Source organism: Nocardia terrae (assembly GCF_009760405.1).
Lineage (GTDB): Bacteria > Actinomycetota > Actinomycetes > Mycobacteriales > Mycobacteriaceae > Nocardia > Nocardia terrae.
This window is the reverse complement of record NZ_WRPP01000003.1, coordinates 128,286-150,812: the sequence shown is the minus strand read 5'-3', so window position 1 is coordinate 150,812 and position 22,527 is coordinate 128,286. Positions and strand designations below refer to the sequence as shown.

Below are 22,527 nucleotides of genomic sequence, written 5' to 3'. Positions count from 1 at the left end.
AATGAACGAAATTCGGCCGCGCCCGGATGGGCGCGGCCGAATTTCGTTGTGGGGGTTCGGGGGCGAAGCCCCGGAGAGCCCCGAGAGTTGGGTCAGGCCCTTTCGAGGCGAGCCTCGAAGGCGACCTCGAGTGCCTTCCACGCCTCGGACTCGGCGTCGAACGGCGGGTTCGGGGCCATCCGGGACGGGTCGGGGTTGAGCAGGTAGGAGACGTACCAGCCCAGCGGGGTGGAGACCGCCAGCGCCGATTCGACCGAATCGTCCTCGGCGTAATCGGCTGCGTCGGTGAACAATTCGACCGCGAGGTCGAGCTGATCGGTGTCGACGGACTTGGGGCCCGCGGCCAGATCCTCGGCGACGCCGGGCAGCACGTAGACGTTCTCCTCGTCGACCTCGACATCGAGGGAGCCGTCCACGGCGGCGGTCTGGACCTCGCCGTAGGTGCTGACCCGCGCCAGATCGTGCTCGTGGTCGTCGGCCAGGTAGCGGGCCAGGGCGCGCTCGGAGCCGAAGACGGTGATGGAGCCGTTCTTGCCCAGGAAGATGGGCTCGTCGTCGACGTAGCAGCGCAGCGTGAAGAAGGTGCCGTCGGAGGTCACGATCTGGACCGGGTCGATGCCGACCTCGTGCCAGAAGGAGAGCTCCTCGTCCTCATCCTCGTCGTCCTCGTCCAGGTCGACGGGCTCGATCTCGTCGTCATCGCTGTCGGCCGCGTCCTCGGCGTCGACGATGTTCTCCTGCGCCGCAAGCAGTTCCGCCTCCGCGACCGAGACCGCGTCGGCGTCCACCTCCGGAATCGTCACCACCGAGTCGATGGCGTCGATGACCTTTTCCCAGTCCTTGGCGATGGCCGCGCCGATCTGGTCCCACAGTTCCTCGCCCTCGCGGCCCTCGAAGGCGCGCACGCCGCCGGGCAGCGCGCCGAGCACCGGGTGCGAGCCGAAGAACTTGGTGACGGTTTCGAGTTCGCACACGTCGCCGATATTGCGGACCATCTCGAGGGTCTCCTCGAGCTCGGAGACCACCTCCGGGTCCGGGTCGTCGGCGGCCAGCTCGGGCACGCCGACCAGATCGAAGACGTACTGCTCCTCCGGCTCCAGTTCGGCCGCCGACAATCCGGCGATGATCTTCCAGGCCGGATGATCCACCAGATCGTTGTCGGAGTTGGTGCGAATGAACGCCGCCAGCTCCGCGACGGACTCGAAACCGTAGAGGTCTTCCTCGTGACCGAGGAATGCCTGCCACTCATCGTCACCGTCTCGCCAGCGGGGTGCCCAGAGGGTGACAAGATCGCCTTTGGTCAGGCCGAGCGCGATCGGGACGATGTCTCCAGAAGCCATGACGGGAAGCCTATCCAGTCGTCGCGTCAGGCACTATCCGGGTCGGCCCGAATTATCGGCGTCGGGAGTCGAGGGCTCGCGCCGTCCGGAGTCAGGGACTCGTTCAGCCGCGCCACGATTCGCGCACGCTGGGCCGTCGCCTCCGCCGCGGCCTGCTGACAGGCCCACAGGATCAGGCGCGATACCTCGGCGGGGGAGCGCGTGGTCACCGACTCGGCCAGCCACAACCCGGTGAGCGCGCCGTCGGCGTCCACCTCCGCGGTGACCGAGCGGTCCTCGGCGGTGAAGCGCGCCCGCACCTCCGACAGGCCCTGCAGGGTCGCCTCCAGCGTTTCCAGCTGGCGGTTCACGCGGTCCAGCAAGGCATCCATCTCAGCACTCATCGGGAGCTCCTTCCGGCACCGGGCACGGAATACCCGCGCGGGCGCGGCTCAACCGTTCCGTTCACGATCGACGCATCCAACTGGTCTGTCCGGTATCGGCGTCGTCCAGCCGATCCAGCTCGTCCACGGCGGCCTGCCTGGTGGGCAGGCCCAGGCGGTCCAGCACGGTGTCGGGCACACCGGCCTCGGCCAGCTGTTCGCGTCGCCGGGACCGGGCCACGATGGCCGAACGCTTGGTCAGCCGCAGGATCTCGTCGGCGAGAGCCTGTGCGCCGTACCGGTATTCACCGCGCTCGAACTGGATCTCCACCGGCACGCCCTGATCGGTGGCGCGCACCGTCACCGTGCCCGATCGATTGGCCGACGCCGCCGTGGTCACCGGCGGTATCTGCGGCGCACTCATGCCGTGGGCCTGTAGAAACCGAGGAATCGCATGCCCGAGTTCTCCGTTCGTATCGGTCCGATCTGGACGGGATCGCCCGCCTCCACCAACTCGCCGTTCCCGATCACCATCGCGACGTGACCGCTCCACACCGCCAGATCCCCGGGCATCAAGTCCCCTGGACCGACCCGCTGGTGCCCGTACCCCTGCTCCTGCGCCAACCGCGGCAGCGAAACACCCGCCTGCGCATAAGCCCACTGTGTCAGACCGCTGCAGTCCATTCCCACCCCGGGCGTCTCCCCACCCCACACATACGGCGTCCCCACCTGCCCCAACGCACTCCGAACCGCATCCGCCGCCCGCTGATTCGGGGCCTCGACCACGCTCCCGTCCGGCAGCGTCAGCCGCACCCCGCCACCCTGTGGCCGCGTCGGATCCGGTCCGCGGTCAGGCGACTTCGGCGTGCCGACCGAGGCCGGGACAGTGTTCAGCGCACCGCCGGGGGAGTGCCCGGAGCCGAACGGTGTCCGCGCCGCCGTGATCGTGTCTCCCGCGGTCGCGAGCGAGGTGTCCGCCACGGGCGATCCGCCGACCGGTGGTGCGCTCACCGCAGCCGGAACAACCGTCGGGCCGCCTCGCCCCGCCGCCGCGGGTGTGACCGGAGCCGGTGCGGGCGTGCGCGAAGCCAATTCGCTCATGGCAGCCGTCTCGCCTTCCAGTTCCGCCCGAACACGCTCGACCACCCGCAGCGCCCGCCCGACGTGGTCGATCGTCGACTCGACAACGGCCGCGATCACCTCCGGACCGAGCCCGCCCACCGCCAACCGCCGCACGTCGTCGGTGAACTCCCGCAGCACCGTCTCCAGTTCCCGGCGTCCGGTCGCGACTTCCGCGTCCGCGCGCTCCACGATGTCCGCCATGGCGCGCCCTCGATCGGCGGCTGTCGCGGCCGTGGTCTGACCCCGCAATGCCGCATCCATCGCCGCATCGCCCGCCCGTCCTCGCCACGCGTCATACATCCGATCGACACTCGCCCGGCTCGCCGCATGCGCCTCGTCGACCGCGGCCGACGCCTCCCGCAACGCTCCGACCGCCGCCCCCGAACCACCCGCCCCCACACCCGCCAGCAACTCATCGATCGGCCCGGCAAGCCCCGCGAAGTCCATTGTCGCGCTCACAGTTCCACCCCTGGCCGAACCAGACGGCACAACCGCCGCTCACCGGCACGACAATCCGACTGCCGCACCGCCCTACGGGACGAGCCCACCTCTCCGTCGTATGGGTGCATTGCCGACCGGCCCTGTCGCGCGCGTGTGCTCGGACCGGCCGATGTGGGGCCGGTTGCGCGTCGGTCGCGAGAGTGCGAGCTGTCGGTGTCCGGCGGCGTCGGGCTCATCGGTCGGCCTCGTCGCGAGTTGCGGTGCACGGCAGCTCATTTCCATCGCTGTTGCGGGCGTAATCGCTGTCCCGGCACGTGTTCGGCCGGGATCCATGCCTACAGCCCCGGAGTGGTTCGCGGTGGAGTCCGGCCGAGAACATGCCGGAATGGCGAGAGCGTCTCGTGGTCATGCGGTCTCCTCCCCATTTGTCGCGCGCAGCGCGGAGGCGTAGGTGGTGTCGTGCGTGACGTAGATGTTCGCGGCTCCAGCGGTCGCGCTGCTCAGTCCGGCGAATGCAGCCGACAGGTCGGCGAGCTCGGAGACATGGGTGGTGTGGGCTGCCGCGTAGGCGGTGAGGAAGTCGGTGCCGATGAGGCCGAAGGCGGGCGCGAGTAGGTCGGGGGCGGCGGTGGCGGTGCGGGCCATGAGGGCGGCCACGTCGGTTGCGAGGACGGCGGTGGTGCTCGCGTAGGTGGCGAGGCCGTCGGGATGGATCGAGATGCGGTGCATGAATGCCCCCTTCATGCCGGTCGCGGGGTGGTTTGGTGTTGTAGGGGCTTGGACGTGCGGGGGGCCGCGGTGGTTCCCGGGGTGGGGGAATTCCGGTGGGCGGGGATCTCGAGGGGTGGCGCTGAATTATGGTTTTCGTATGCGCACTCTCGTCGTGGACCATCCGCTCGCTGCCGCTTTGCTGACGACCATGCGAGATTCCCGCACCACCAATCCGACATTCCGGGCAGCACTGCGCGATCTCACCGGGATCCTGGTCTATGAGGCCATGCGGGACGCCCCGGTGGAGCGATTCCCGATCGCCACGCCGGTGGCCGCGGCCGAGGGCACCCGGCTGAATGCTCCGCCGTTGCTGGTTCCCGTCCTGCGCGCCGGTCTCGGCATGGTCGAGACCGCCGAGAACCTGATCCCCGACGCCCGGATCGGCTTCGTCGGCGTGGCCCGCGACGAGGAGACCCACCAGCCCACCCCGTACATGGAGTCGCTGCCCGACGACCTGTCCACCACCCCGGTCATCGTGCTCGACCCGATGCTCGCCACCGGCGGCTCCATGGTCTACACCCTGGACCTGCTGGCCACCCGCAAGGCCCGCGACATCACCGTGCTGTGCGTGGTCGCCGCTCCGGAAGGCATTGCCGCCCTGGAGAAGTCGGGCCACGCCGTGCGCCTGGTCACCGCTTCGGTCGACCGCGGCCTCAACTCCGACGCCTACATCGTCCCCGGTCTGGGCGACGCGGGCGACCGCCAGTTCGGCCCCCGCTGAGCCCCGCTCAGAGCTTCTCGCAGAACGCCCGGATCTCGGAGAGCCGTTGCGCCGCGGCGGCCTTCGCGGCCGGGAGCCCGTCCCGGTCGGCGACCGGGACGAACGTCTCCAGATAGCACTTGAGCTTCGGCTCCGTCCCCGACGGCCGGATCACCACCCGCAGCGTCGCCCCTTCGAAAACCAGTGCGTCAGTACGCATCTGGCCGCGCAGCTGTGCCATATCGGTGCAGCTCACGGCTTCTCCGGCGATCTCGGTGGGCGGCAGCTCCCGCAATCTGGCGACCACGGCCGCCGCCTCACTCACCTCGGGCAGCCGCAGCGACACCTGATCGCCCGCGTGCACACCGAATTCGACGGCATAGTCGTCGAGCAGGTCGAGCACCGTCCGGCCCTCGGCCTTCGACTGCGCCACCAGATCCGCCGCGACGACCGCCGCGGAGATCCCGTCCTTGTCGCGCACCGCCACCGGATCCACGCAGTGCCCGATCGCCTCTTCGTAGGCGTACACGAGCCCCTCGCCGGCCCGCGCCAGCCACTTGAACCCGGTCAAGGTCTCCGCGTACCGCGCCCCGCGCGCCGGAGCCAGCTTGCTCAACAGTCGCGACGACACGATGGTGGTGGCCACCAGTGAATCCGGCGCGGCCGTCCGCAGTACGAAATCGCCCAGCAGCACCCCGGTCTCGTCACCGCGCAGCATCCGCCACCCGTCCGGGCCGCGCACGCCCAGCGCGCACCGGTCCGCATCCGGATCGAGCGCGATGGCGAGGTCCGCGTCGAGCCGTCCCGCCAAGTCCAGCAACAGATCCGATGCCCCCGGCTCCTCGGGGTTGGGGAACGCCACGGTCGGGAAGTCCGGATCCGGCGCGAACTGCTCGGTGACCACCAGCACCTCGTCGAACCCCGCGCTCCGGAGCGCGGCGACGGCGAGTTCCCCGCCCACGCCGTGCATGGCGGTCAGCACGATCCGAATCGGTGATCGTGGACGGTCGCCCCCGATCAGGCTCGGCAACAGCGAGACTCGGGCCAGATAGTCATCGACGACCGCTTCCCCGCGCTCGATGTCGACGTTCTCCAGCGCCTTTCGCGGAATCGGGGTGGTCACCGCGTCGATGCAGCGTTCGATCTCGGCGTCGGCGGGTGCGATGAGCTGCGAGCCGCCGTCGAGGTAGAGCTTGTAGCCGTTATCGGTGGCCGGATTGTGGGAGGCGGTGATCTGCACTCCCGCAACGGCTTTCAGCGCACGAACCGCGAAGGCGACCACCGGGGTCGGCAGCGGGCGGGGGAGCTCCAACACCGAGAAACCGGCCGCCGTGAACACTTCCGCCGTGGCGATCGCGAATTCGGCGGAGCCGTGGCGGGCGTCGCGGCCGACGATCACCAGGCCGCCGCCCAGGCAGCGGTCCCGCAGCCAGGCGGCGATGCCCGCCGAGGCGCGCGAGACGGTGTCCACGTTCATACCGTCGGGCCCGTCGCGGAGGGGACCGCGGAGCCCGGCGGTTCCGAAGCGCAGCACGCCGCGCGCCTAGAGGCGTTCCAGGACGCCGCGCAGCAGCTTGCCCAATCTCGGTGCGGCGGCGTGGCCTTCGGCGAGCACCTCGGCGTGGGACAGGTGCGCGCCGGTGACGCCGGCGGCCAGGTTGGTGACCAGGGAGATGCCCAGCACCTTGGCCCCGCCCTCGCGGCAGGCGATGGCCTCCAGCACGGTCGACATGCCGACCAGGTCCGCGCCCAGGGTGCGCAGCATGCGGATCTCGGCCGGGGTCTCGTACTGCGGCCCGGTCAGGCCCGCGTACACGCCCTCGGTCAGGCTGGGGTCGATTTCCTTTGCGAGCGAGCGCAATTCGGGATCCCAGGCATCGACCAGGTCGACGAAGTTCGCGCCCTCGATAGGGGTGCGGCCGGTGAGGTTCAGGTGGTCGCTGATGAGCACCGGCTCGCCGACCGCCAGGCCGTCGCGAATTCCGCCCGCGGCGTTGGTGAGCAGCACCGTCTCCGCGCCCGCGGCCAGCGCGGTGCGCACATTGTGCACGACCTGGCCCGGCGCGTGGCCCTCGTAGAGATGCTGACGGCCCATGAGCAGCAGCACCGGTGCGTCACCGACGGTGACGGAGTGGATGGTGCCCTGATGTCCTTGTGCCGTAGGCGATCCGAAGCCCGGGACCTCGGCCATGGGGATGGAGTGTTCCGGTTCCCCGATCTCGGCGGCGGCCTCCTGCCAGCCGGATCCCAGCACCACCGCGACGCGGTGGGTGCGTACGCCGGTACGTTCGGCGATCACTTCGGCGGCTAGTTCGGAAACCCCGCCCATGGCCTTCTCGGCTAGCATGTCGCCCACCCTAGTCCTAGGCGATCACTCGCGCCCGTGCGCGGCCGCGACCTGCCGTTTTCATTCCCTTTGTCCTGATCCGCCTCCCCGCAACTTCAGCGCCCGGCTCCGATGCCGCCGTCGGTTGTGCACGCGGGGTGCGGTCAGGTGGCGAACCGATTTCGGGGGTACCCGACGAGTTACCCCGATTCTTGCGAAATCAGTCGTCGCGTTGGCATTACTACCCGTCGGTAGGTATCCGCCGCGCCCCCGCTACGCTGCACGCATGCCGTATTTGAAGCGTGATGGCGACGTTTTCGTGCTCTACCTCGGGACCGAGGGTCAGACCATCGACAGCGAGAACCGTTTCCACCCCGACTGGATCACCGAGGTCCACGCGCTGCTCGACGAGGTCGAAGCGTCCGAGGGCCCGGCCGCGCTGGTGGTCACCGCCAACGGCAAGTTCTTCTCCAACGGCCTCGATACCGACTGGCTGTTCGGCAATTTCGACAAGAACTGCTGGTACCTGGACCGCGTGCACTCGCTCTACAGCCGCCTGCTGGCCTTCCCGCTGCCGACGGTGGCCGCGGTGAACGGCCACGCCTTCGGCGCCGGCGCCATGCTCGCCACCTCCTGCGACTTCCGCGTCATGCGCGCCGACCGCGGCTTCTGGTGCCTGCCCGAGGTGCACCTGGGCATGCCGTTCACGGTCGCCATGAACGCCCTGGTCACCAACCGCCTGATCAACCAGGTCGCGGTCGAGGCCATGACCACCGGCCGCCGCTACGGCGCCGACGACGCCATCGCCGCGGGCATCGTGGACGGCAAGGCGGACGCCGAGTCGTTGCTGGCCACCGCCATCGCGCGGGCCGACATGCTCAAGGGCAACCGCAAGCCGAACCTGCCGGTCATCAAGCGCGCCCTGCACCAGAACGCCCTCGCCGGTCTGGCCGTCGAGACCACCCCGGAGAACCTGGCCTTCAATCCCTAGTCGGATGGCCGCGCTCTCGGAACCTGCGGGCATCGAGGGCGCGGCGCCGCGGGCTTGGGGGCAAGGCTTCCTCGAACCCGGCCCGCTGACAAATTTCTCTTGGGGTTTCAGGGGATTCCCCTGAATTTCCCCCTCGTGTTCGGCGAGATGGCGATCCGCCGGAAGATTTCCCGTGCACCTGCTGCGACAGATCGGGACGGTAGTGCGAGACTGTTGGGATGCAACCGTCGCGCAACGGCGATGAACGCAGTCTTCGCAAACCGATCGGTCGGCATGAGGTGGGCTCTGCCGTGCCGCTGAATGCTGCCCCGACACCGGCTGATCCGGACCTCATCTCCGAGGTCGACGCGGCCATCGCGGCCGATCGCGACCGATTGATCGCGCTGTCCCACGACATTCATTCCGAGCCCGAACTCGCCTTCGAGGAATTCCGCAGTGTGGCAAAGACAATCGAGCCTTTGCGGGAACGCGGATTCCGGATCGAAACGGACGTAGCGGATCTTCCGACCGCATTTACGGCCGAATACGGCAGTGGAGACCTAGTAGTCGGTATTTGCGCGGAATACGACGCGCTTCCGGAAATCGGCCACGCCTGCGGCCACAACATCATCGCCGCCTCCAGCGTGGGCGCGGCCCTGGGCCTGGCCGCGATAGCCGACGCCTGCGACATCACGGTGAAGGTGCTGGGCACACCCGCCGAGGAGTCCGGCGGCGGCAAGGTGCTCATGCTCGAGCGCGGTGTCTTCGACGATGTCGCGATGGCCATGATGGTGCACCCGGGCCCGGAGGACATCGCCGGCGCGCATTCCCTGGCGCTCGCCGATTTGTCCGTTGTGTTCCACGGCCGCGAATCGCATGCCAGCGCCGCGCCGCAATACGGGCGGAATGCCCTGGATGCCGTCACCGTGGCCCAAGTTGCTTTAGGTTTGCTGCGGCAACATCTCCTGCCCGGACAGCAACTGCACGGTATAGTCGGCTCGGGCGGCGTAGCCCCCAATATCGTGCCCGGACACGCGGAACTGCTGTATTACCTACGTGCGGTCGACTCCGCGGCCCTCGACGATCTGATGCAACGAGCATCGGCATGTTTCGAGGCTGGCGCCCTGGCGACCGGATGCACACACGAAATCCGGAAGCTCGCGCCGACATATACCGAGCTCACTCCCGACAGCGCACTACTGTGTGCCTATCGCGAGCAGATCCGAGATCTCGGACGCGAGCCCATCGCCCCGGAATTCGAGGCGGCACGGCCGCTGGGCAGCACCGATATGGGCAATGTCACCAACGTCATCGCCGGCATCCACCCGGTCATCGGCATCGATGCCGGGGGCGCGGTGACGCACCAACCCGCGTTCGCGGCCGCCGCCGTGAACGCCTCCGCCGACCGCGCGGTCCTGGACGGGGCAACGGCGTTGGCACGCACCGCGATACATATTGCGGGCGACAAAGTGCACAGGGACAGGTTGTCGGAACGAGTCATGCAACGGCAGTTTCAGCGACAGGAGGACATTCGGTGAGCACAACCGGCCGGTCCCGGGCGGGAGCGTCAGGCCCGGAGGCGGCAGCTCGCGTAACCACGCAGGGCCCCGCGAGCGGCCAAATCCACACGGCGCGTACCAACGGACCAGTGGCGGCAGCGTGCGTGAACACGCAGACCCCCGCCAGCGTCGTCATGGAACCGGTTTCCGGTCATCAGGCGGTCGAGGCATGGCTCGCCGAGCACATGGACGACCTCAAGGCGTGGCGTCGCCACATCCACGCCAACCCGGAGCTTTCCCGAACCGAGTTCGGCACCACCGAATTCGTGGAGTCCTGGCTGATCAAGGCCGGGCTCGAGCCGCGCAAACTACCGAGCGGCACCGGCCTGATCTGTGACATCGGCCCCGACGGCCCGCGCATCGGCCTGCGCGCCGACATGGACGCGCTGCCGCTGCAGGAGTACACGGGGTTACCCTTCGCCTCCACCGTGCCCGGCGTCTCGCACGCCTGCGGGCACGACGCCCACACCACGATTCTGCTCGGCACGGCCCTGGCGCTGGCCGAGATCGAGGACCTGCCGGTCGGCGTGCGGCTGGTGTTCCAGCACGCCGAGGAGGTCATGCCCGGCGGCGCCATCGACATGGTCGCCGCGGGTGCGATGGAAGACGTCTCGCGCATGTTCGCGCTGCACTGCGATCCGCGCCTGGAGGTCGGCCGGGTCGGCATCCGGGTGGGCCCGATCACCTCGGCCGCCGACACCGTCGAACTGGTGCTGGACTCACCCGGCGGGCACACCTCCCGCCCGCACCTGACCAGCGATCTGGTCTACGCCATCGGCACGGTCATCACCGGCCTGCCGGGCCTGCTCTCGCGCCGCATCGACCCGCGCACCAGCACCGTCATGGTCTGGGGTGCGGTCTCGGCGGGCAAGGCGCCCAACGCGATTCCGCAGACCGGCATGCTCACCGGCACCGTCCGCACCGGCGACCACGCCACCTGGTCGCTGCTCGAGCCCATGGTCCGCGAGATCGTCGAGGGCCTGCTGGCCCCGACCGGCGTGCGCTACCAGCTCAACTACAAGCGCGGCGTGCCGCCGGTGGTCAATGACGAGCAGGCGGTGCGCATGTTCGAGGACGCCATCCGCGGCCTCGGTCCCGACGCGCTCGCCGACACCCAGCAGTCCGGGGGCGGCGAGGACTTCTCCTGGTATCTCGAGGAAGTCCCCGGCGCGATGGCCCGCCTCGGCGTCTGGTCCGGCCAGGGCGAGCAACTCGACCTGCACCAGCCGACCTTCGACATCGACGAGCGCGCCCTGGCGGCCGGCGTCCGCGTCTTCACCAATATCGTCCTGAACGCGCACTGACCCACGACAACCAAGCCGGGCCGCACCCAAAAGTGCGGCCCGCTTTGGCATGTCAGCCCTCGCACTCCATCGAGTGGCACATTCTGGAGGGGATATGTCCGCTGTGTTCTCCAGAATGTGCCACTCGGCGAACCGGCTGCCGTGCGGAGGCCGTGGCTTTTCGAGCCTCGAGGGGCTGGAACCGCCGCCGACACGCCCGAACCCGGCCCTGTCCAGGCGTTCGTGAGCGGCGGGGGGCTGGAAATTGGGATATCTCGGGAATCCAGTGCGCGAAGCTACTTCGCCTTGGCGGCGATGTCGCCCCAGGCGTGCCAGCGGTCGATCTCGATCCAGGCGGAGACGCGCTTCTGGTCGCGCACGGCGTAGTCGGTGCCGATGTAGTGCTGGGCGATGCGGTCGATGACCGAGGAGTCCGGGTCGTTCTCGAGCGAGACGATGCGGCCCTGGATGCTGACGTGGCTGTACCAGTTGTCGGCATCGGTGATGGTGAGGCTGACGCGGGGATCCTGGCGCAGGTAGTCCAGGCGCTTGCGGAAGTCGGCCAGGTTCACCAGGATTCGGCCGTCCTCGTAGAGGTACCAGGTGGCCACCGAGACCGGCTGCCCGTCGGGGCGGTTCGAGGCGAACACGGCCGGGTTGGGCCGGGACAGGAATTCGGCGATCGCGGCGGGCACCGGGGTTGCGGGCATGGCTCCTCTTTCGACGGTTCGAAGATCGTTCATGTCCCGCAACATCGATGCCGCGCCGAATCTTCCTGGCACGGCGCGGAGCCGAGTCTTCCGGCGCTACGGCCCGAAGGTGCCCGGACCCACGTTCTTGCTGTTGCGGGTGCGTAGTGCGTGCGTGTAATCGCTTGGCGCGCCCGCCTTCTCGGCGGCGTCGGCGATCACACCCAGGTAGCGCGCGGACGGCAGCCCGCCCTCGTAGGCGTCGAGGACGTAGAGCCAGGCCAGCACCGGCTCGGTGCCGGTGCCCGCGTTGGGGGTGACGCGCAGTCGGATCTTCTTGTGGATTCCGAAGTCCGAGCCCTCCCAGCGGTCGAGGCTCAGCTCGTCCTCGCTGGGCACGTCGTAGAGGACCACGAAGACGCGTTGTCCGGCATCTTCGACCACCGTCGCCAGCGGTCCCTCCCAGCCGATGTCGTCCCCGGCGAAGGTGAGTCGCCACCCTTCCAGCCAGCCGGTTCCGTACACGGGGGAGTGCGGACAGCGCTTGAGCATCTGCTCGGGATCCATGTTGGACCCATAGGCGGCGTAAATCGGCACCATAGAAGCCTATCGAACAAACACCGGAGACCGTCCCTGATCCCCATCACAAGGCGGTTCGCGCGCGCATGAAAGATTGCCGCCGGGTCGCCGGAATCGCGGCCCGGCCTGCCCCGAGTCCGTTTTGTCCTGGGGCAACGGCAAGTTCGCGCAATACTCCCGCCGTGACGGGCGAGCCGTGCGAATGGGATTCGCCACAGTGGGACAGTTGTCCCGAGATGCGGTTAAAGATGTATCGAGCAGGGCGGATAACGTTAGGGACCGGCATCGGAGATCCCGGGGCCGAGCTTGAAGCGGAGGAACAATGACCCGCATTGCGATCATCGGTGGCGGCCCCGCCGGGTATGAAGCGGCGCTGGTAGCGGCACAGCACGGGGCGCCGGTCACGCTGATCGACAGTGACGGCATCGGCGGCGCGTGCGTGCTGTGGGATTGCGTGCCGTCCAAGACCTTCATCGCCTCCACCGGCGTCCGTACCGACCTGCGTCGCGCCCGTGACCTGGGCATCACCGTGCATCCCTCGCAGGCGCAGGTGCGCCTGGCCGAGGTGAACTCGCGCGTGAAGGCCCTCGCCCAGGCCCAGTCCTCCGACATCAAGGCCAAGCTGCAGACCGCGGGCGTCACCGTGCTGGCCGGCTACGGCGAGATCATCGACCAGGCGCCCGGCCTGGCCACCCACCTGGTGAAGGCCACGCTCGCCGACGGCCAGCAGCGGCTCATCGAGGCCGAGGTGGTGCTCATCGCCACCGGCGCCAGCCCGCGCGTGCTGCCCGGCGCGGAACCCGACGGCGAGCGAATCCTGAACTGGCGTCAGCTCTATGACCTCAAGGAGCTGCCCGAGACCCTGGTGGTCGTCGGTTCCGGTGTGACCGGCGCCGAATTCGTCTCCGCTTATACCGAGATGGGTGTGAGCGTGAAATTGGTCTCGAGCCGCGACCGCGTGCTGCCCGGCGAGGACGCCGACGCCGCGCTGGTGCTCGAGGAGGCGCTCGCCGAGCGCGGTGTGGAACTGGTCAAGCACGCCCGCGCCGACGCGGTGGAGCGCACCGCCGAGGGCATCGTGGTGAAGCTGTCCGACGGCCGCACCGTCACCGGCACCCACGCCCTGATGACCGTCGGTTCCGTGCCGAACACCGAGGGCCTGGGCCTGGACCGCCTCGGCATCGAACTGGACAAGGGCGGATACCTGCGCGTGGACCGGGTTTCGCGCACCACCGCGCCCGGCGTCTACGCCGCGGGCGACTGCACCGGCCTGCTGCCGCTGGCCTCGGTGGCCGCCATGCAGGGCCGCATCGCCATGTACCACGCGCTGGGCGAGGGCGTGCAGCCGATTCGCCTGAAGACCGTTGCCTCCGCGGTGTTCACGCGTCCGGAGATCGCGACCGTCGGCGTCTCGCAGACCGCCATCGACAATGGCGAGGTCCCGGCCCGCACGGTCATGCTGCCGTTGAACACCAACCCGCGGGCCAAGATGTCGGGTCTGCGCCGCGGTTTCGTGAAGATCTTCTGCCGTCCCGCCACCGGCGTGGTGATCGGCGGCGTTGTCGTGGCCCCTATCGCCTCGGAGCTGATCCTGCCCATCGCGCTCGCGGTGCAGAACAACCTCACGGTGAACGATCTGGCGCAGACGTTTTCGGTGTACCCGTCGCTCACCGGCTCGGTCACCGAGGCCGCGCGACAGCTCATGCGCCACGACGATCTGGACTAGTCGCAACGGTTTTCACGTGACGCTCGCGAGGCGTGAATGCGCCTTTGTTACCGGCCCGTCTTGCTGCCTTGTCTCCCTTGTGATTAAGTTCGCGGCGGAAGCGATCGGCAGGGCGGTCGCGAGCGTTACGTGACGGGGGTTCTCAATTCCCCTCGGTGCGAGGCTCTTCGATGCCCGGAGCGGTCGCGCTGCCGAGGGACGAAGGAATTGAGCCAAACGTGAAGCACCGCAAGCCGAGTCGGATCAAGGCGAGCACCTCCCTGACGCTGGCCGGTGCGGCCGCGGTGGTGTCGCTGCTGTCCGCTCCCGCCAACGCCGCCCCGGCCGACCCGGGCGCGGTCCCGGCTGACCAGCAGCAGCCGGCTGACCAGCAGCAGCCCGACGGCACCACCCAGCCCACCGACACACCCGCACCCGACGCGAAGTCGCAGACCGCGCCGAAGCCGGAGAACGTGCAGCCGGGCACCACCAAGCCGCAGCAGAACCAGCCGGGCGTCACCACCCCGACCACGCCGAACACCCCGGCCCCGGACAACGGTGCGGCCAAGCCGGATTCGGGTCAGCCGCAGGGCGCGACCCAGCCGGACGGCACCACCGCGAAGCCGGATCCGAACGCGCCGAAGAACGATCAGAACGGCCAGCCGGCGGTCACCACCCCGACGCCCAACCAGCCGAAGTCGATCAAGCCCTCGCAGCCCGGTGTGACCGTGCCGCGCGTCGCGCCGCTGCCGGTGCCGGGCCAGTCGAACCAGGTCGAGCCCGCGGTGACCACGCCGACGCCGAACCAGCAGCCGGGTCAGTCGGTCACCCCGGCGCAGAACCAGCCGGTCAAGCCGAACGACCAGAGCGCGCAGCCGGCCGGCGCCGCACCGCAGCAGGGCGACAGCCCGGCCGTGGACACCATCACCGGCCAGCCGAGCACCGCCACCCCGCAGCAGCAGCCGCGCTGGCAGTCGCCCGCGGTCGACACCGCCCCGGCCGCGCCGGTGGTCGCCATGACCGGCCCGCACACCGAGGTCGGGGTCAACCTCGACGGTGGCGCGGTGCTGCCCGGCTGGGCCGCCAACACCCACCACTTCAGCAACCTGGACGGTTACGTCGGCACCATCGGCTACACCACGCCGGGCGGCATCGGCGAGGCCGGCATGTCGCTGGACTTCACCACGCCCAACCAGATCAAGGTGACGGCGTTCGCGGGCAGCGGGCCGGACAACGACCAGAAGAGCGAGTTCCTGCTGGACACGACCGTGGCCAACGCGGTCAAGGCCGACACCGAGAACTTCATCCGGCTGATGCCGGGCGGCAGCATCATCCTGGATGCGGCCGCGCAGATTGGTAAGCTCCCCCAGGGTGACCGGCCTTCGGAGTCGGTCGATGTGGGCGGTGTGACCGCGCAGGTGGGCGGTTCGGTTCAGTACTGACGGTCCGGAGCGGACCGGATACGAACCGGTAGGAGAAGTGTTGTCACGTGGGGCGGTCGTGAGCGACCGCCCCACGTGCATGTGGCGAAAGGACGGGTGATGGTTTCCGGTAAGGATGAACCCGCCGACCGTCCCGAATCCGAGGCGGCGGGGGAGCTGGGCGACTTCGGGCCGTCCCTCAACGACTTCGGTCCCTCGCTCAACGATTTCGGGCCCGCGCCCGCGACCGGCGCGCCCGGCTGGAGCCCCGCGCCCGGACCACAGAGCCCGGATCTGGCGTGGCGGCCCGCCGACGCCCCGATCCCGGCCCCGCCGCCCCAGTACCGGGCCCCCGACTCGTGGTCGACGGGGCAGTATCCCGCGCAGTACCCGGCGGGCAACGGCATGTCGACGGGCCAGTATCCGGCCGTGGAGGGCGCGGGTCAGCCTCCGGGTACCCCGGACGTCGAACAAACCGTCAAAATCCCGCCTGGCGGCCCGCAATCGGCCTTCGGTGATCACGAGCGGACCACGCGGATCGACGCCGCCGATCAGGCGGGCGCCGAACGGAATTCGGCGGGGGAGACCCGGGCCGCATCGACGAACGGGGCGGAATCGTCGAACGGGGCGGAATCGTCGAACGGGGCGGTGGCCGCGGGCGACGGGTCCTCCGACTCCTGGTGGCGCTCCGCGCCCAGCGGCTTCCCGCCCGCGCCGCCCGCATCGGAATCTGGTGCGGCGCAGGGGGAGTCGTTGTCCTGGGCCGACGACCCGATCGTGAAGGCGCTGACACCGAAAACCGTTGCGGCGCCGAGCAAGCCGGACAAGAAGTCGCCGCCCTGGCGCAAGATCGGCGCGATCTCGGGTGGTGCGGTGGCGTTGCTGGCCGTGATCGGCCTGGTGGTGTTCGCGGTCATGCGCGGCGACAAGCACGACTCGCCCAGCCCCGAGGCCGTCACGACCGGCAAGGCCGCGCCGACGAATACCGCGGCGGCGCTGAGCTGCCCGGCCCGGCACGACGGCAATGTCACCATCGGCAACGGCGCGGGCGGCACCGGCAGCGGCGTGGACGCGATCCTCGGCTTCCAGCACGGCTTCTACACCGATCGCGACGGTCAGAAGGCGCGCAGCTTCGTCGTGCCCGATTCGCCGACCGTGTCACCGGCCGACGTCATCCAGAAGAACGGCATCGACGCGCTCAAGCCCGGGACCAGCTACTGCCTGCAGATCGTCGGCCCGACGCCGGTCGCCGCGCCGTCGCCGCCGGTGCCGCCGGGCGCTCCGCCCGCGCCGCCCGTGGCGGGGACGTTCGAGACCTACGACGTGGACATCACCGAACACCACGCGGACGGCACTACCCAGGTCTACGCGCAGCGTGTCACGGCCGTGGAGCGTGACGGCAAACACCTGATCTACTCCATCGAGGAGCGTTCCTGAGGTCGAGACCGGTCCGGTGGTCGCGGAACTGGACCGGTCGTCCCAAACTGTGGGAATAGGATTTCATATCCTGGTAGCGCTGTGACATGGTGGAGTTTCGCATACCCCGGCGTTTCCCTCGGAGGTGGTCCATGTCCGCGAACTTCCCGCCCCTCGCCCGGCGTCTCGACGGCCTGCAGAGCTCGGCGATCCGTGACCTGCTCAAGCTCACCTCGCGCGCGGACATCATCAGCCTTGCCGGGGGTTTGCCCGACGCCGAACTCATGCCCCGTGACCGCATCGCGGTAGCCGCCGACGCCGCGCTCTCGGAACGGTCCCGCCTGCAGTACACCGAGTCCCCGGGCTGGGGTCCGCTGCGTGAGGTGCTGGCTGCCCGGGAGTCCGAGCGCCTGGGCCGCGCGGTCCCCGTCGACGAGATCTTCGTGACCCACGGCTCCCAGCAGGCGCTCTCGCTGCTGGCGGAGGTGCTGCTGGACCCGGGCGCGCTGGTGATCTGCGAGGATCCGGCGTATGTCGGTGCGCTGCAGGTCTTCCGGGCCGCCGGTGCGCGGATCGAGGCCGTCCCCCTGGATGCCGAGGGCATGCGCCTGGACGTCCTGCGCGAACGCCTGGCCGCCGGTGCGCGTCCGGCCGTCGTGCACACCGTCAGCAACTTCCACAATCCCGGCGGCGTCACCCTGAGCCCCGAGCGCCGCCGCGAGCTCGCGAATCTCGCCGAGCAGTACGGCTTCTGGATCATCGAGGACGACCCGTACGGCGAACTCTGGTTCGACCGGCCCTCGCCCGCCCCCGTGGCGACCTACTCGCCCAACGTGATCCGACTCTCCAGCGCCTCCAAGATCCTGGCCCCCACCCTGCGCGCCGGCTGGATGATCGCCCCCGCCCAGGTCTGCCGCGCCGTCGAGCTGCTCAAACAGGGCGCCGACCTGTGCGGTTCCGCCCTCACCCAGCAGATCACCGCCGACCTGCTCGCCGACACCGACTGGCTGGCCACCCATGTGGATTCGGTCCGCCGGGTCTACGGCACCCGCGCCAAGGCCCTCGTCGACGCCGTCCGCTCCCGCTTCGGAGACCGCGTCACCAGCACCGATGCCGCCGGCGGCATGTTCGTCTGGGTCGACTTCACCGACGGCACCGACACCACGGCCCTGCTCCCCTCGGCCCTCGACACCGGCGTCGCCTACGTCCCCGGCAACGCCTTCGCCGTCTCCACCGACTACGCCCACTCCATGCGCCTGTGCTTCACCACCTCCGACGAGGCGGTGCTCATCGAGGCCGTGGACCGCCTGGCCAAGGCCCACGCCGCGGTAGGCCAGGTCTGAGCGGATCCGCCGGCGAGGCTCGTCATACCGCCCACGGCGGCCACTTCGCCGCATGGGAGCGATTCGAACTCTTTCTCGGCGACCTGCGCACGACCATCGCTGCCATAGCCGTCGCGGGGTGTCCGGCGGGCCGCTGGCCGGAAGCCGCCCCCGCCGTTGAGGGATCCCGGCCGAAACGTGCCGGGTGGTGACTGTCGTTGCCGCTCGTGACAAGTCACCCGGCCTCACGAGCGCCGGGTGCCTACCGGCCGCACCGATAGTGTGCGGCTCGCTGCACCATCTCGGCCCGGACGGATAGTGTCGTACGGAGTCGTCCGATTCGAGTCTTGCTGTCGCTCAGACGGATTCGGGCTGGTTGAGGGGGACCGGGTCCAGGACCTCGCGGCGGGCTTCGGGGGCTTCCAGGCGCAGGGCGTCGGCGGAGGCGTCGTCGGGGCGGGTCTGGGATTCGATCTCGGCCTTGACGCGGGCGCTGTAGACGGCGACCTCGCGGTCGATGTCGGCTTCCGACCAGCCGAGCACCGGGGCGACCAGCCGCGCCACCTCGTCGGCGCAATCCACGCCGCGGTGGGCGTATTCGATGGAGATACGGGTGCGGCGGGCCAGGATGTCGTCCAGGTGCAGGGCGGCCTCGGCGGCGACCGCGTAGACGGCCTCCACGCGCAGGTAGCCGGGCGCGTCCGTGATCGGTTGCAGCAGTGCGGGATTGCCGTCGGCCAGGCCCAGCACCTCGTCGATGAGCGAGCCGTAGCGGTTGAGCAGGTGCTGGATCCGGTAGGGGTGGACGCCGTACTTCTCGGCCAGGTGCGGGGTCTGGTTCATCAGCGCGTGGTAGCCGTCCGCGCCGAGCAGCGGCACCTTCTCGGTGATGGTGGGCGGCACCCGGCGCGGAATGTCCTGCGCCGCTTCGTCCACCGCGTCGTAGGCCATGACACGGTAGGTGGTGTACTTGCCGCCCGCGATGGCGACCAGGCCGGGCGCGATGCGGGCCACCGCGTGCTCGCGCGAGAGCTTGGAGGTCTGGTCGGACTCCCCGGCCAGCAGCGGCCGCAGGCCCGCGTAGACGCCGGTGATGTCGGCGTGGGTGAGCGGGGTGACCAGCACCTTGTTGACGTGCTCGAGCAGATAGTCGATGTCGGACTTGGTGGCCGCCGGATGCGCGAGATCGAGGTTCCAGTCGGTGTCGGTGGTGCCGATTATCCAGTGGTCGGTGCTCCACGCGATGACGAACAGGACCGACTTCTCGGTGCGCAGGATGAGCGAGGTGTCGCTGGCGATCCGGTCGCGTGGGACCACGATGTGCACACCCTTGGACGCTCGCACATGGAATCGGCCTCGCTGATTCGCGAGTGACTGCAGTTCGTCGGTCCACACGCCGGTGGCATTGATGACCACGCTGCCGCGCACCTCGGTCGTCCGGCCGTCCTCGCTGTCGCGCACCTTGATGCCCACCACCCGGTCCGCCTCCTTGAGGAAGCCGACCACCTGCGTGGAGGAGCGGATGACCGCGCCGTAGTGGGCGGCGGTGCGGGCCACGGTCATGGTGTGGCGGGCATCGTCCACCACGGTGTCGTAGTAGTTCACCCCGCCGGTGAGGGCGTCGCGCTTGAGGCCCGGAGCCTGCCGCAGCGCCGCCGACCGGGTCAGATGATGCTGTCCGGGAACCGATTTCGCACCGCCCATGGTGTCGTACATGACCAGGCCGGCCGTCACGTACGGGCGCTCCCAGCCGAAGTGGGTGAGCGGGTACAGGAACTTCAGCGGCTTCACCAGGTGCGGCGCGAGCGTCGACAGCGCCAGCTCACGTTCCTTGAGCGCCTCGCGGACCAGCCCGAACTCCATCATCTCCAGGTAGCGCAGACCGCCGTGGAACATCTTCGACGAGCGGGAGGAGGTGCCGGAGGCCAGATCGCGGGCCTCGACCAGGGCGACCTCGAGGCCACGGGTGGCGGCGTCCAGGGCGATGCCCGCGCCGACCACGCCGCCGCCCACGACGATGACGTCGAAGGCGTCCTTTCCGAGTCGCCCCCAGGCAGCTTCGCGCTGCTCCGGGCCGAGGAACTGCGATCGCGGTTGCTTCGTCATGCTCGACTCCTCCGGGTTAACTTCCGGCTACCGAGGGCTACGGTAGCCCAGAGTAATAGACGCCCGGGTTAGCCTCGTTCGATGCGTCGCTATGTAGCCGCCATCGATCAAGGCACGACCTCGAGTCGCTGCATCGTCTTCGACCACCAGGGCCGAATCGCCGGAGTCGCCCAGCGCGAGCACGAACAGATCTTCCCCAAACCCGGATGGGTCGAGCACGATCCCGAAACCATCTGGCGCAATACCGAATTCGTGATCGCCGAGGCCCTGCGCGGCTGCGGCATCGGGCCCGCCGAGGTGGCGGCCGTGGGCGTCACCAACCAGCGCGAGACCACCGTGGTGTGGGACCGCGCCACCGGAAGACCCGTCTACAACGCCATCGTCTGGCAGGACACCCGCACCGCCGAACTCACCGAACAACTCGCCGGCGATCAGGGGCCCAACCGGTATGCCGACCGCACCGGCCTACCGCTGTCCACCTACTTCGCCGGACCCAAGCTGCGCTGGATCCTCGACAATGTGCCGGGCGCCCGGGCACGCGCCGAGGCGGGGGAACTCTGCTTCGGCACCATGGACAGCTGGGTCCTGTGGAAGCTGACCGGCCTGCACATCACCGACGTCACCAATGCCTCGCGCACCATGCTCATGGATCTGCGCACCCTGCAATGGGATCCGCGGATCTGCGCCGACTTCGGCGTGCCCATGTCGATGCTGCCCGAAATCCGCAGCAGCTCCGAGGTTTACGCCGATATCACGCACGGTGCGCTGGCGGGGGTTCCGGTTGCGGGCATCCTCGGCGACCAGCAGGCCGCCACCTTCGGCCAGGCCTGCCTGTCGCCCGGCGACACCAAGAACACCTACGGCACCGGCAATTTCATGCTCATGAACACCGGCGCCACCCCCGTCTTCAGCGAGCACGGCCTGCTCACCACCGTCTGCTACCGCCTCGGCGACCAGCCCGCCGTCTATGCCCTCGAGGGCTCCATCGCCGTCACCGGCTCCCTGGTCCAATGGCTGCGCGACAACCTCGGCATCATCTCCTCGGCCGCCGATATCGAACCCCTGGCCCGCACCGTCGCCGACAACGGCGGCGCGTACATCGTCCCCGCCTTCTCGGGCCTGTTCGCCCCGCGCTGGCGGCCCGACGCCCGCGGCGTCGTCGCGGGTCTGACCCGCTTCGTCAACAGGGGCCACCTGGCGCGAGCCGTCCTGGAAGCCACCGCATTCCAGACGCGTGAGGTCATCGACGCCATGCGCGCCGACTCCGAAGCCCAGCACCTCGACGTCGAAAAGGTCACCCTCAAGGTCGACGGCGGCATGGTCGTCAACGAACTGCTCATGCAATTCCAGGCCGACATCCTCGACGCCCCCGTCGTGCGCCCCGTCGTCACCGAAACCACCGCCCTCGGAGCGGCTTACGCCGCGGGTCTGGCCGTCGGCTACTGGAGCTCCACCGACGACATCCGAGCCAACTGGTCCGAGGACAAACGCTGGCTCCCCGCCATGTCCGCGGCCGAGCGCGACCATCTCGTCCACGAATGGAACAAGGCCGTCGACCGCACCTACAACTGGGTCGAATCCGATTCCGCGACCCGCAAAGCCGCGATGGCCGAAGGCTGACCGGCCCGGTGATCGGTCATCAGCCCGCGGGCGCGGGCTGGCAGCGCGGACAGAAATAGATGCCGCGCTCGGCCCGGGTGGCGCGGGCTTCGTCGCCCAGCAGATGGACGAGCAGAGTGGTGCCGCAGCGGGGACAGGGGCGGCGTTGGCGGCCGTAAGCCACTGCACGCCAGGGAGGTTCGTGGGCGGCCTCGGTGAGCACGCGGTGGGCTTCGTCGACCAGTCCGGGCAGGTCGTCGAGCTCGCCGACCGGGGTCGCGGGGTGGATCCTGCGGAGGAAGCAGATCTCGCTGCGGTAGATATTGCCGATGCCCGCGAGGTTCGTCTGGTCCAGCAGCGCGATGCCGATCGGCTGGGCGGGGTCGGCGGAGAGTCGGCGGACGGCCTCGGCGGGGTCCCAGTTCGGGCCGAGCAGATCGGGGCCGAGGTGGTCGGTGGCGGTGTGCTCGTCGGCGCGGCGGAGGACTTCGACCAGCCCGAGGGAGAAGCCGACGGCCTCGGCGTCGTCGGTGGCCAGGATCAGGCGGGCGGTGAAACCCGGTCGGGTCCAGCGTTGTCCGGGGTGGTAGACCCGCCACTCGCCCTCCATTTTGAGGTGGGTGTGGATGGACAGGTCGGGGGTGCGGACGAACAGGTGCTTGCCGTAGGTGCCGACGCTCTCGACCTCCCGGCCCCTCAGGTCGAGGGTGGCGTATCTCGGGACCCGGAAGTCGCTGCGAGTGAGGGTCTTGCCCGCCAGGGCTTTTCGCAGGCGCGCGGCGGTCAGGAAGACGGTGTCGCCCTCAGGCATGGCGG

20 protein-coding genes are annotated in these 22,527 nt (G+C 69.4%); 9 read left to right on the top strand and 11 right to left on the bottom strand.

Annotated elements, in window-relative coordinates:
• Positions 1–92: 92 nt before the first annotated feature.
• The 5 genes from GPX89_RS16135 to GPX89_RS16115 form a co-directional block, all read right to left on the bottom strand.
• Entirely contained in the window at positions 93–1,340 is a 1,248-nt protein-coding gene (locus GPX89_RS16135; RefSeq protein ID WP_157388400.1) for a primosomal protein, read from the bottom strand.
• A 26-nt stretch (positions 1,341–1,366) separates the two neighbouring features.
• On the bottom strand, positions 1,367–1,723 hold the full coding sequence (locus GPX89_RS16130; protein WP_157388399.1) for a YbaB/EbfC family nucleoid-associated protein: 357 nt from the start codon (positions 1,721–1,723) through the stop codon (positions 1,367–1,369).
• 61 nt (positions 1,724–1,784) lie between these two features.
• Positions 1,785–2,126, bottom strand: a complete 342-nt coding sequence (locus GPX89_RS16125) for a hypothetical protein (protein WP_157388398.1) — start codon at positions 2,124–2,126, stop codon at positions 1,785–1,787.
• Positions 2,123–3,283 carry a C40 family peptidase gene (locus GPX89_RS16120; protein ID WP_328601897.1) on the bottom strand — a complete coding sequence of 387 codons (1,161 nt, stop codon included), beginning with the start codon at positions 3,281–3,283 and terminating at the stop codon, positions 2,123–2,125. The genes GPX89_RS16125 and GPX89_RS16120 overlap by 4 nt, the downstream gene beginning before the upstream one ends.
• Positions 3,284–3,670: 387 nt before the next feature.
• Positions 3,671–3,994, bottom strand: coding sequence for a type VII secretion target (locus GPX89_RS16115; RefSeq protein WP_157388397.1), 324 nt, complete (start codon positions 3,992–3,994; stop codon positions 3,671–3,673).
• 139 nt (positions 3,995–4,133) lie between these two features.
• Between GPX89_RS16115 and upp the strand changes: the two genes are divergently transcribed.
• Positions 4,134–4,757 (top strand): uracil phosphoribosyltransferase, encoded by a 624-nt coding sequence (gene upp / locus GPX89_RS16110; RefSeq protein ID WP_157388396.1) that lies wholly within the window; start codon positions 4,134–4,136, stop codon positions 4,755–4,757.
• A gap of 7 nt (positions 4,758–4,764) precedes the next feature.
• Here the strand turns inward: upp and GPX89_RS16105 are convergent, their stop codons facing one another.
• A complete protein-coding gene (locus tag GPX89_RS16105) occupies positions 4,765–6,270 on the bottom strand; it encodes a phospho-sugar mutase (protein ID WP_328601896.1) in 1,506 nt (501 codons plus the stop codon).
• 9 nt (positions 6,271–6,279) lie between these two features.
• On the bottom strand, positions 6,280–7,083 hold the full coding sequence (locus GPX89_RS16100) for a purine-nucleoside phosphorylase (RefSeq protein ID WP_235947446.1): 804 nt from the start codon (positions 7,081–7,083) through the stop codon (positions 6,280–6,282).
• 265 nt (positions 7,084–7,348) lie between these two features.
• Here GPX89_RS16100 and GPX89_RS16095 point away from each other — a divergent pair, with 265 nt between their 5' ends.
• The 3 genes from GPX89_RS16095 (at position 7,349) to GPX89_RS16085 (ending at position 10,895) form a co-directional block, all read left to right on the top strand.
• Complete coding sequence (locus GPX89_RS16095; RefSeq protein WP_157388395.1) at positions 7,349–8,053, top strand: enoyl-CoA hydratase/isomerase family protein; 705 nt, start codon at positions 7,349–7,351, stop codon at positions 8,051–8,053.
• Positions 8,054–8,343: 290 nt separating this feature from the next.
• Positions 8,344–9,570, top strand: a complete 1,227-nt coding sequence (locus GPX89_RS16090; protein WP_407939399.1) for a M20 family metallopeptidase — start codon at positions 8,344–8,346, stop codon at positions 9,568–9,570.
• Between the two features lie 155 nt (positions 9,571–9,725).
• Positions 9,726–10,895 carry a M20 family metallopeptidase gene (locus GPX89_RS16085; RefSeq protein ID WP_157389086.1) on the top strand — a complete coding sequence of 390 codons (1,170 nt, stop codon included), beginning with the start codon at positions 9,726–9,728 and terminating at the stop codon, positions 10,893–10,895.
• 275 nt (positions 10,896–11,170) lie between these two features.
• On the opposite strand, the gene GPX89_RS16080 is transcribed toward GPX89_RS16085, so the two are convergent.
• On the bottom strand, positions 11,171–11,584 hold the full coding sequence (locus tag GPX89_RS16080) for a PPOX class F420-dependent oxidoreductase (RefSeq protein WP_157389085.1): 414 nt from the start codon (positions 11,582–11,584) through the stop codon (positions 11,171–11,173).
• A 96-nt stretch (positions 11,585–11,680) separates the two neighbouring features.
• Positions 11,681–12,160 carry a gamma-glutamylcyclotransferase gene (locus GPX89_RS16075; protein WP_328601895.1) on the bottom strand — a complete coding sequence of 160 codons (480 nt, stop codon included), beginning with the start codon at positions 12,158–12,160 and terminating at the stop codon, positions 11,681–11,683.
• A 304-nt stretch (positions 12,161–12,464) separates the two neighbouring features.
• Here GPX89_RS16075 and GPX89_RS16070 point away from each other — a divergent pair, with 304 nt between their 5' ends.
• From GPX89_RS16070 to GPX89_RS16055, 4 genes are all read left to right on the top strand, one after another.
• Entirely contained in the window at positions 12,465–13,868 is a 1,404-nt protein-coding gene (locus tag GPX89_RS16070) for an NAD(P)H-quinone dehydrogenase (protein WP_157388392.1), read from the top strand.
• Between the two features lie 218 nt (positions 13,869–14,086).
• Positions 14,087–15,289 (top strand): hypothetical protein, encoded by a 1,203-nt coding sequence (locus tag GPX89_RS16065; protein WP_198347471.1) that lies wholly within the window; start codon positions 14,087–14,089, stop codon positions 15,287–15,289.
• Between the two features lie 99 nt (positions 15,290–15,388).
• Positions 15,389–16,705, top strand: a complete 1,317-nt coding sequence (locus GPX89_RS16060) for a hypothetical protein (RefSeq protein WP_157388391.1) — start codon at positions 15,389–15,391, stop codon at positions 16,703–16,705.
• 131 nt (positions 16,706–16,836) lie between these two features.
• Positions 16,837–18,027, top strand: coding sequence for an aminotransferase-like domain-containing protein (locus tag GPX89_RS16055; protein WP_157388390.1), 1,191 nt, complete (start codon positions 16,837–16,839; stop codon positions 18,025–18,027).
• A gap of 336 nt (positions 18,028–18,363) precedes the next feature.
• Here the strand turns inward: GPX89_RS16055 and glpD are convergent, their stop codons facing one another.
• Positions 18,364–20,112 carry a glycerol-3-phosphate dehydrogenase gene (gene glpD, locus GPX89_RS16050; RefSeq protein ID WP_157388389.1) on the bottom strand — a complete coding sequence of 583 codons (1,749 nt, stop codon included), beginning with the start codon at positions 20,110–20,112 and terminating at the stop codon, positions 18,364–18,366.
• Positions 20,113–20,193: 81 nt separating this feature from the next.
• On the opposite strand from glpD, the gene glpK reads away from it, so the two are divergent.
• Positions 20,194–21,732 (top strand): glycerol kinase GlpK, encoded by a 1,539-nt coding sequence (gene glpK / locus GPX89_RS16045; RefSeq protein ID WP_157388388.1) that lies wholly within the window; start codon positions 20,194–20,196, stop codon positions 21,730–21,732.
• 19 nt (positions 21,733–21,751) lie between these two features.
• On the opposite strand, the gene GPX89_RS16040 is transcribed toward glpK, so the two are convergent.
• A complete protein-coding gene (locus tag GPX89_RS16040) occupies positions 21,752–22,522 on the bottom strand; it encodes a DNA-formamidopyrimidine glycosylase family protein (protein ID WP_157388387.1) in 771 nt (256 codons plus the stop codon).
• Positions 22,523–22,527 lie beyond the last annotated feature (5 nt).

What these genes read in the sequence shown, in the direction of transcription:
- GPX89_RS16135 (WP_157388400.1), bottom strand. Translation starts at nt 1,340, where the DNA reads ATGGCTTCTGGAGACATCGTCCCGATCGCGCTCGGCCTGACCAAAGGC.
- GPX89_RS16130 (WP_157388399.1), bottom strand. Translation starts at nt 1,723, where the DNA reads ATGAGTGCTGAGATGGATGCCTTGCTGGACCGCGTGAACCGCCAGCTG.
- GPX89_RS16125 (WP_157388398.1), bottom strand. Translation starts at nt 2,126, where the DNA reads ATGAGTGCGCCGCAGATACCGCCGGTGACCACGGCGGCGTCGGCCAAT.
- GPX89_RS16115 (WP_157388397.1), bottom strand. Translation starts at nt 3,994, where the DNA reads ATGCACCGCATCTCGATCCATCCCGACGGCCTCGCCACCTACGCGAGC.
- upp (WP_157388396.1), top strand. Translation starts at nt 4,134, where the DNA reads ATGCGCACTCTCGTCGTGGACCATCCGCTCGCTGCCGCTTTGCTGACG.
- GPX89_RS16100 (WP_235947446.1), bottom strand. Translation starts at nt 7,083, where the DNA reads ATGCTAGCCGAGAAGGCCATGGGCGGGGTTTCCGAACTAGCCGCCGAA.
- GPX89_RS16095 (WP_157388395.1), top strand. Translation starts at nt 7,349, where the DNA reads ATGCCGTATTTGAAGCGTGATGGCGACGTTTTCGTGCTCTACCTCGGG.
- GPX89_RS16085 (WP_157389086.1), top strand. Translation starts at nt 9,726, where the DNA reads ATGGAACCGGTTTCCGGTCATCAGGCGGTCGAGGCATGGCTCGCCGAG.
- GPX89_RS16080 (WP_157389085.1), bottom strand. Translation starts at nt 11,584, where the DNA reads ATGCCCGCAACCCCGGTGCCCGCCGCGATCGCCGAATTCCTGTCCCGG.
- GPX89_RS16070 (WP_157388392.1), top strand. Translation starts at nt 12,465, where the DNA reads ATGACCCGCATTGCGATCATCGGTGGCGGCCCCGCCGGGTATGAAGCG.
- GPX89_RS16060 (WP_157388391.1), top strand. Translation starts at nt 15,389, where the DNA reads ATGGTTTCCGGTAAGGATGAACCCGCCGACCGTCCCGAATCCGAGGCG.
- GPX89_RS16055 (WP_157388390.1), top strand. Translation starts at nt 16,837, where the DNA reads ATGTCCGCGAACTTCCCGCCCCTCGCCCGGCGTCTCGACGGCCTGCAG.
- glpD (WP_157388389.1), bottom strand. Translation starts at nt 20,112, where the DNA reads ATGACGAAGCAACCGCGATCGCAGTTCCTCGGCCCGGAGCAGCGCGAA.
- glpK (WP_157388388.1), top strand. Translation starts at nt 20,194, where the DNA reads ATGCGTCGCTATGTAGCCGCCATCGATCAAGGCACGACCTCGAGTCGC.
- GPX89_RS16040 (WP_157388387.1), bottom strand. Translation starts at nt 22,522, where the DNA reads ATGCCTGAGGGCGACACCGTCTTCCTGACCGCCGCGCGCCTGCGAAAA.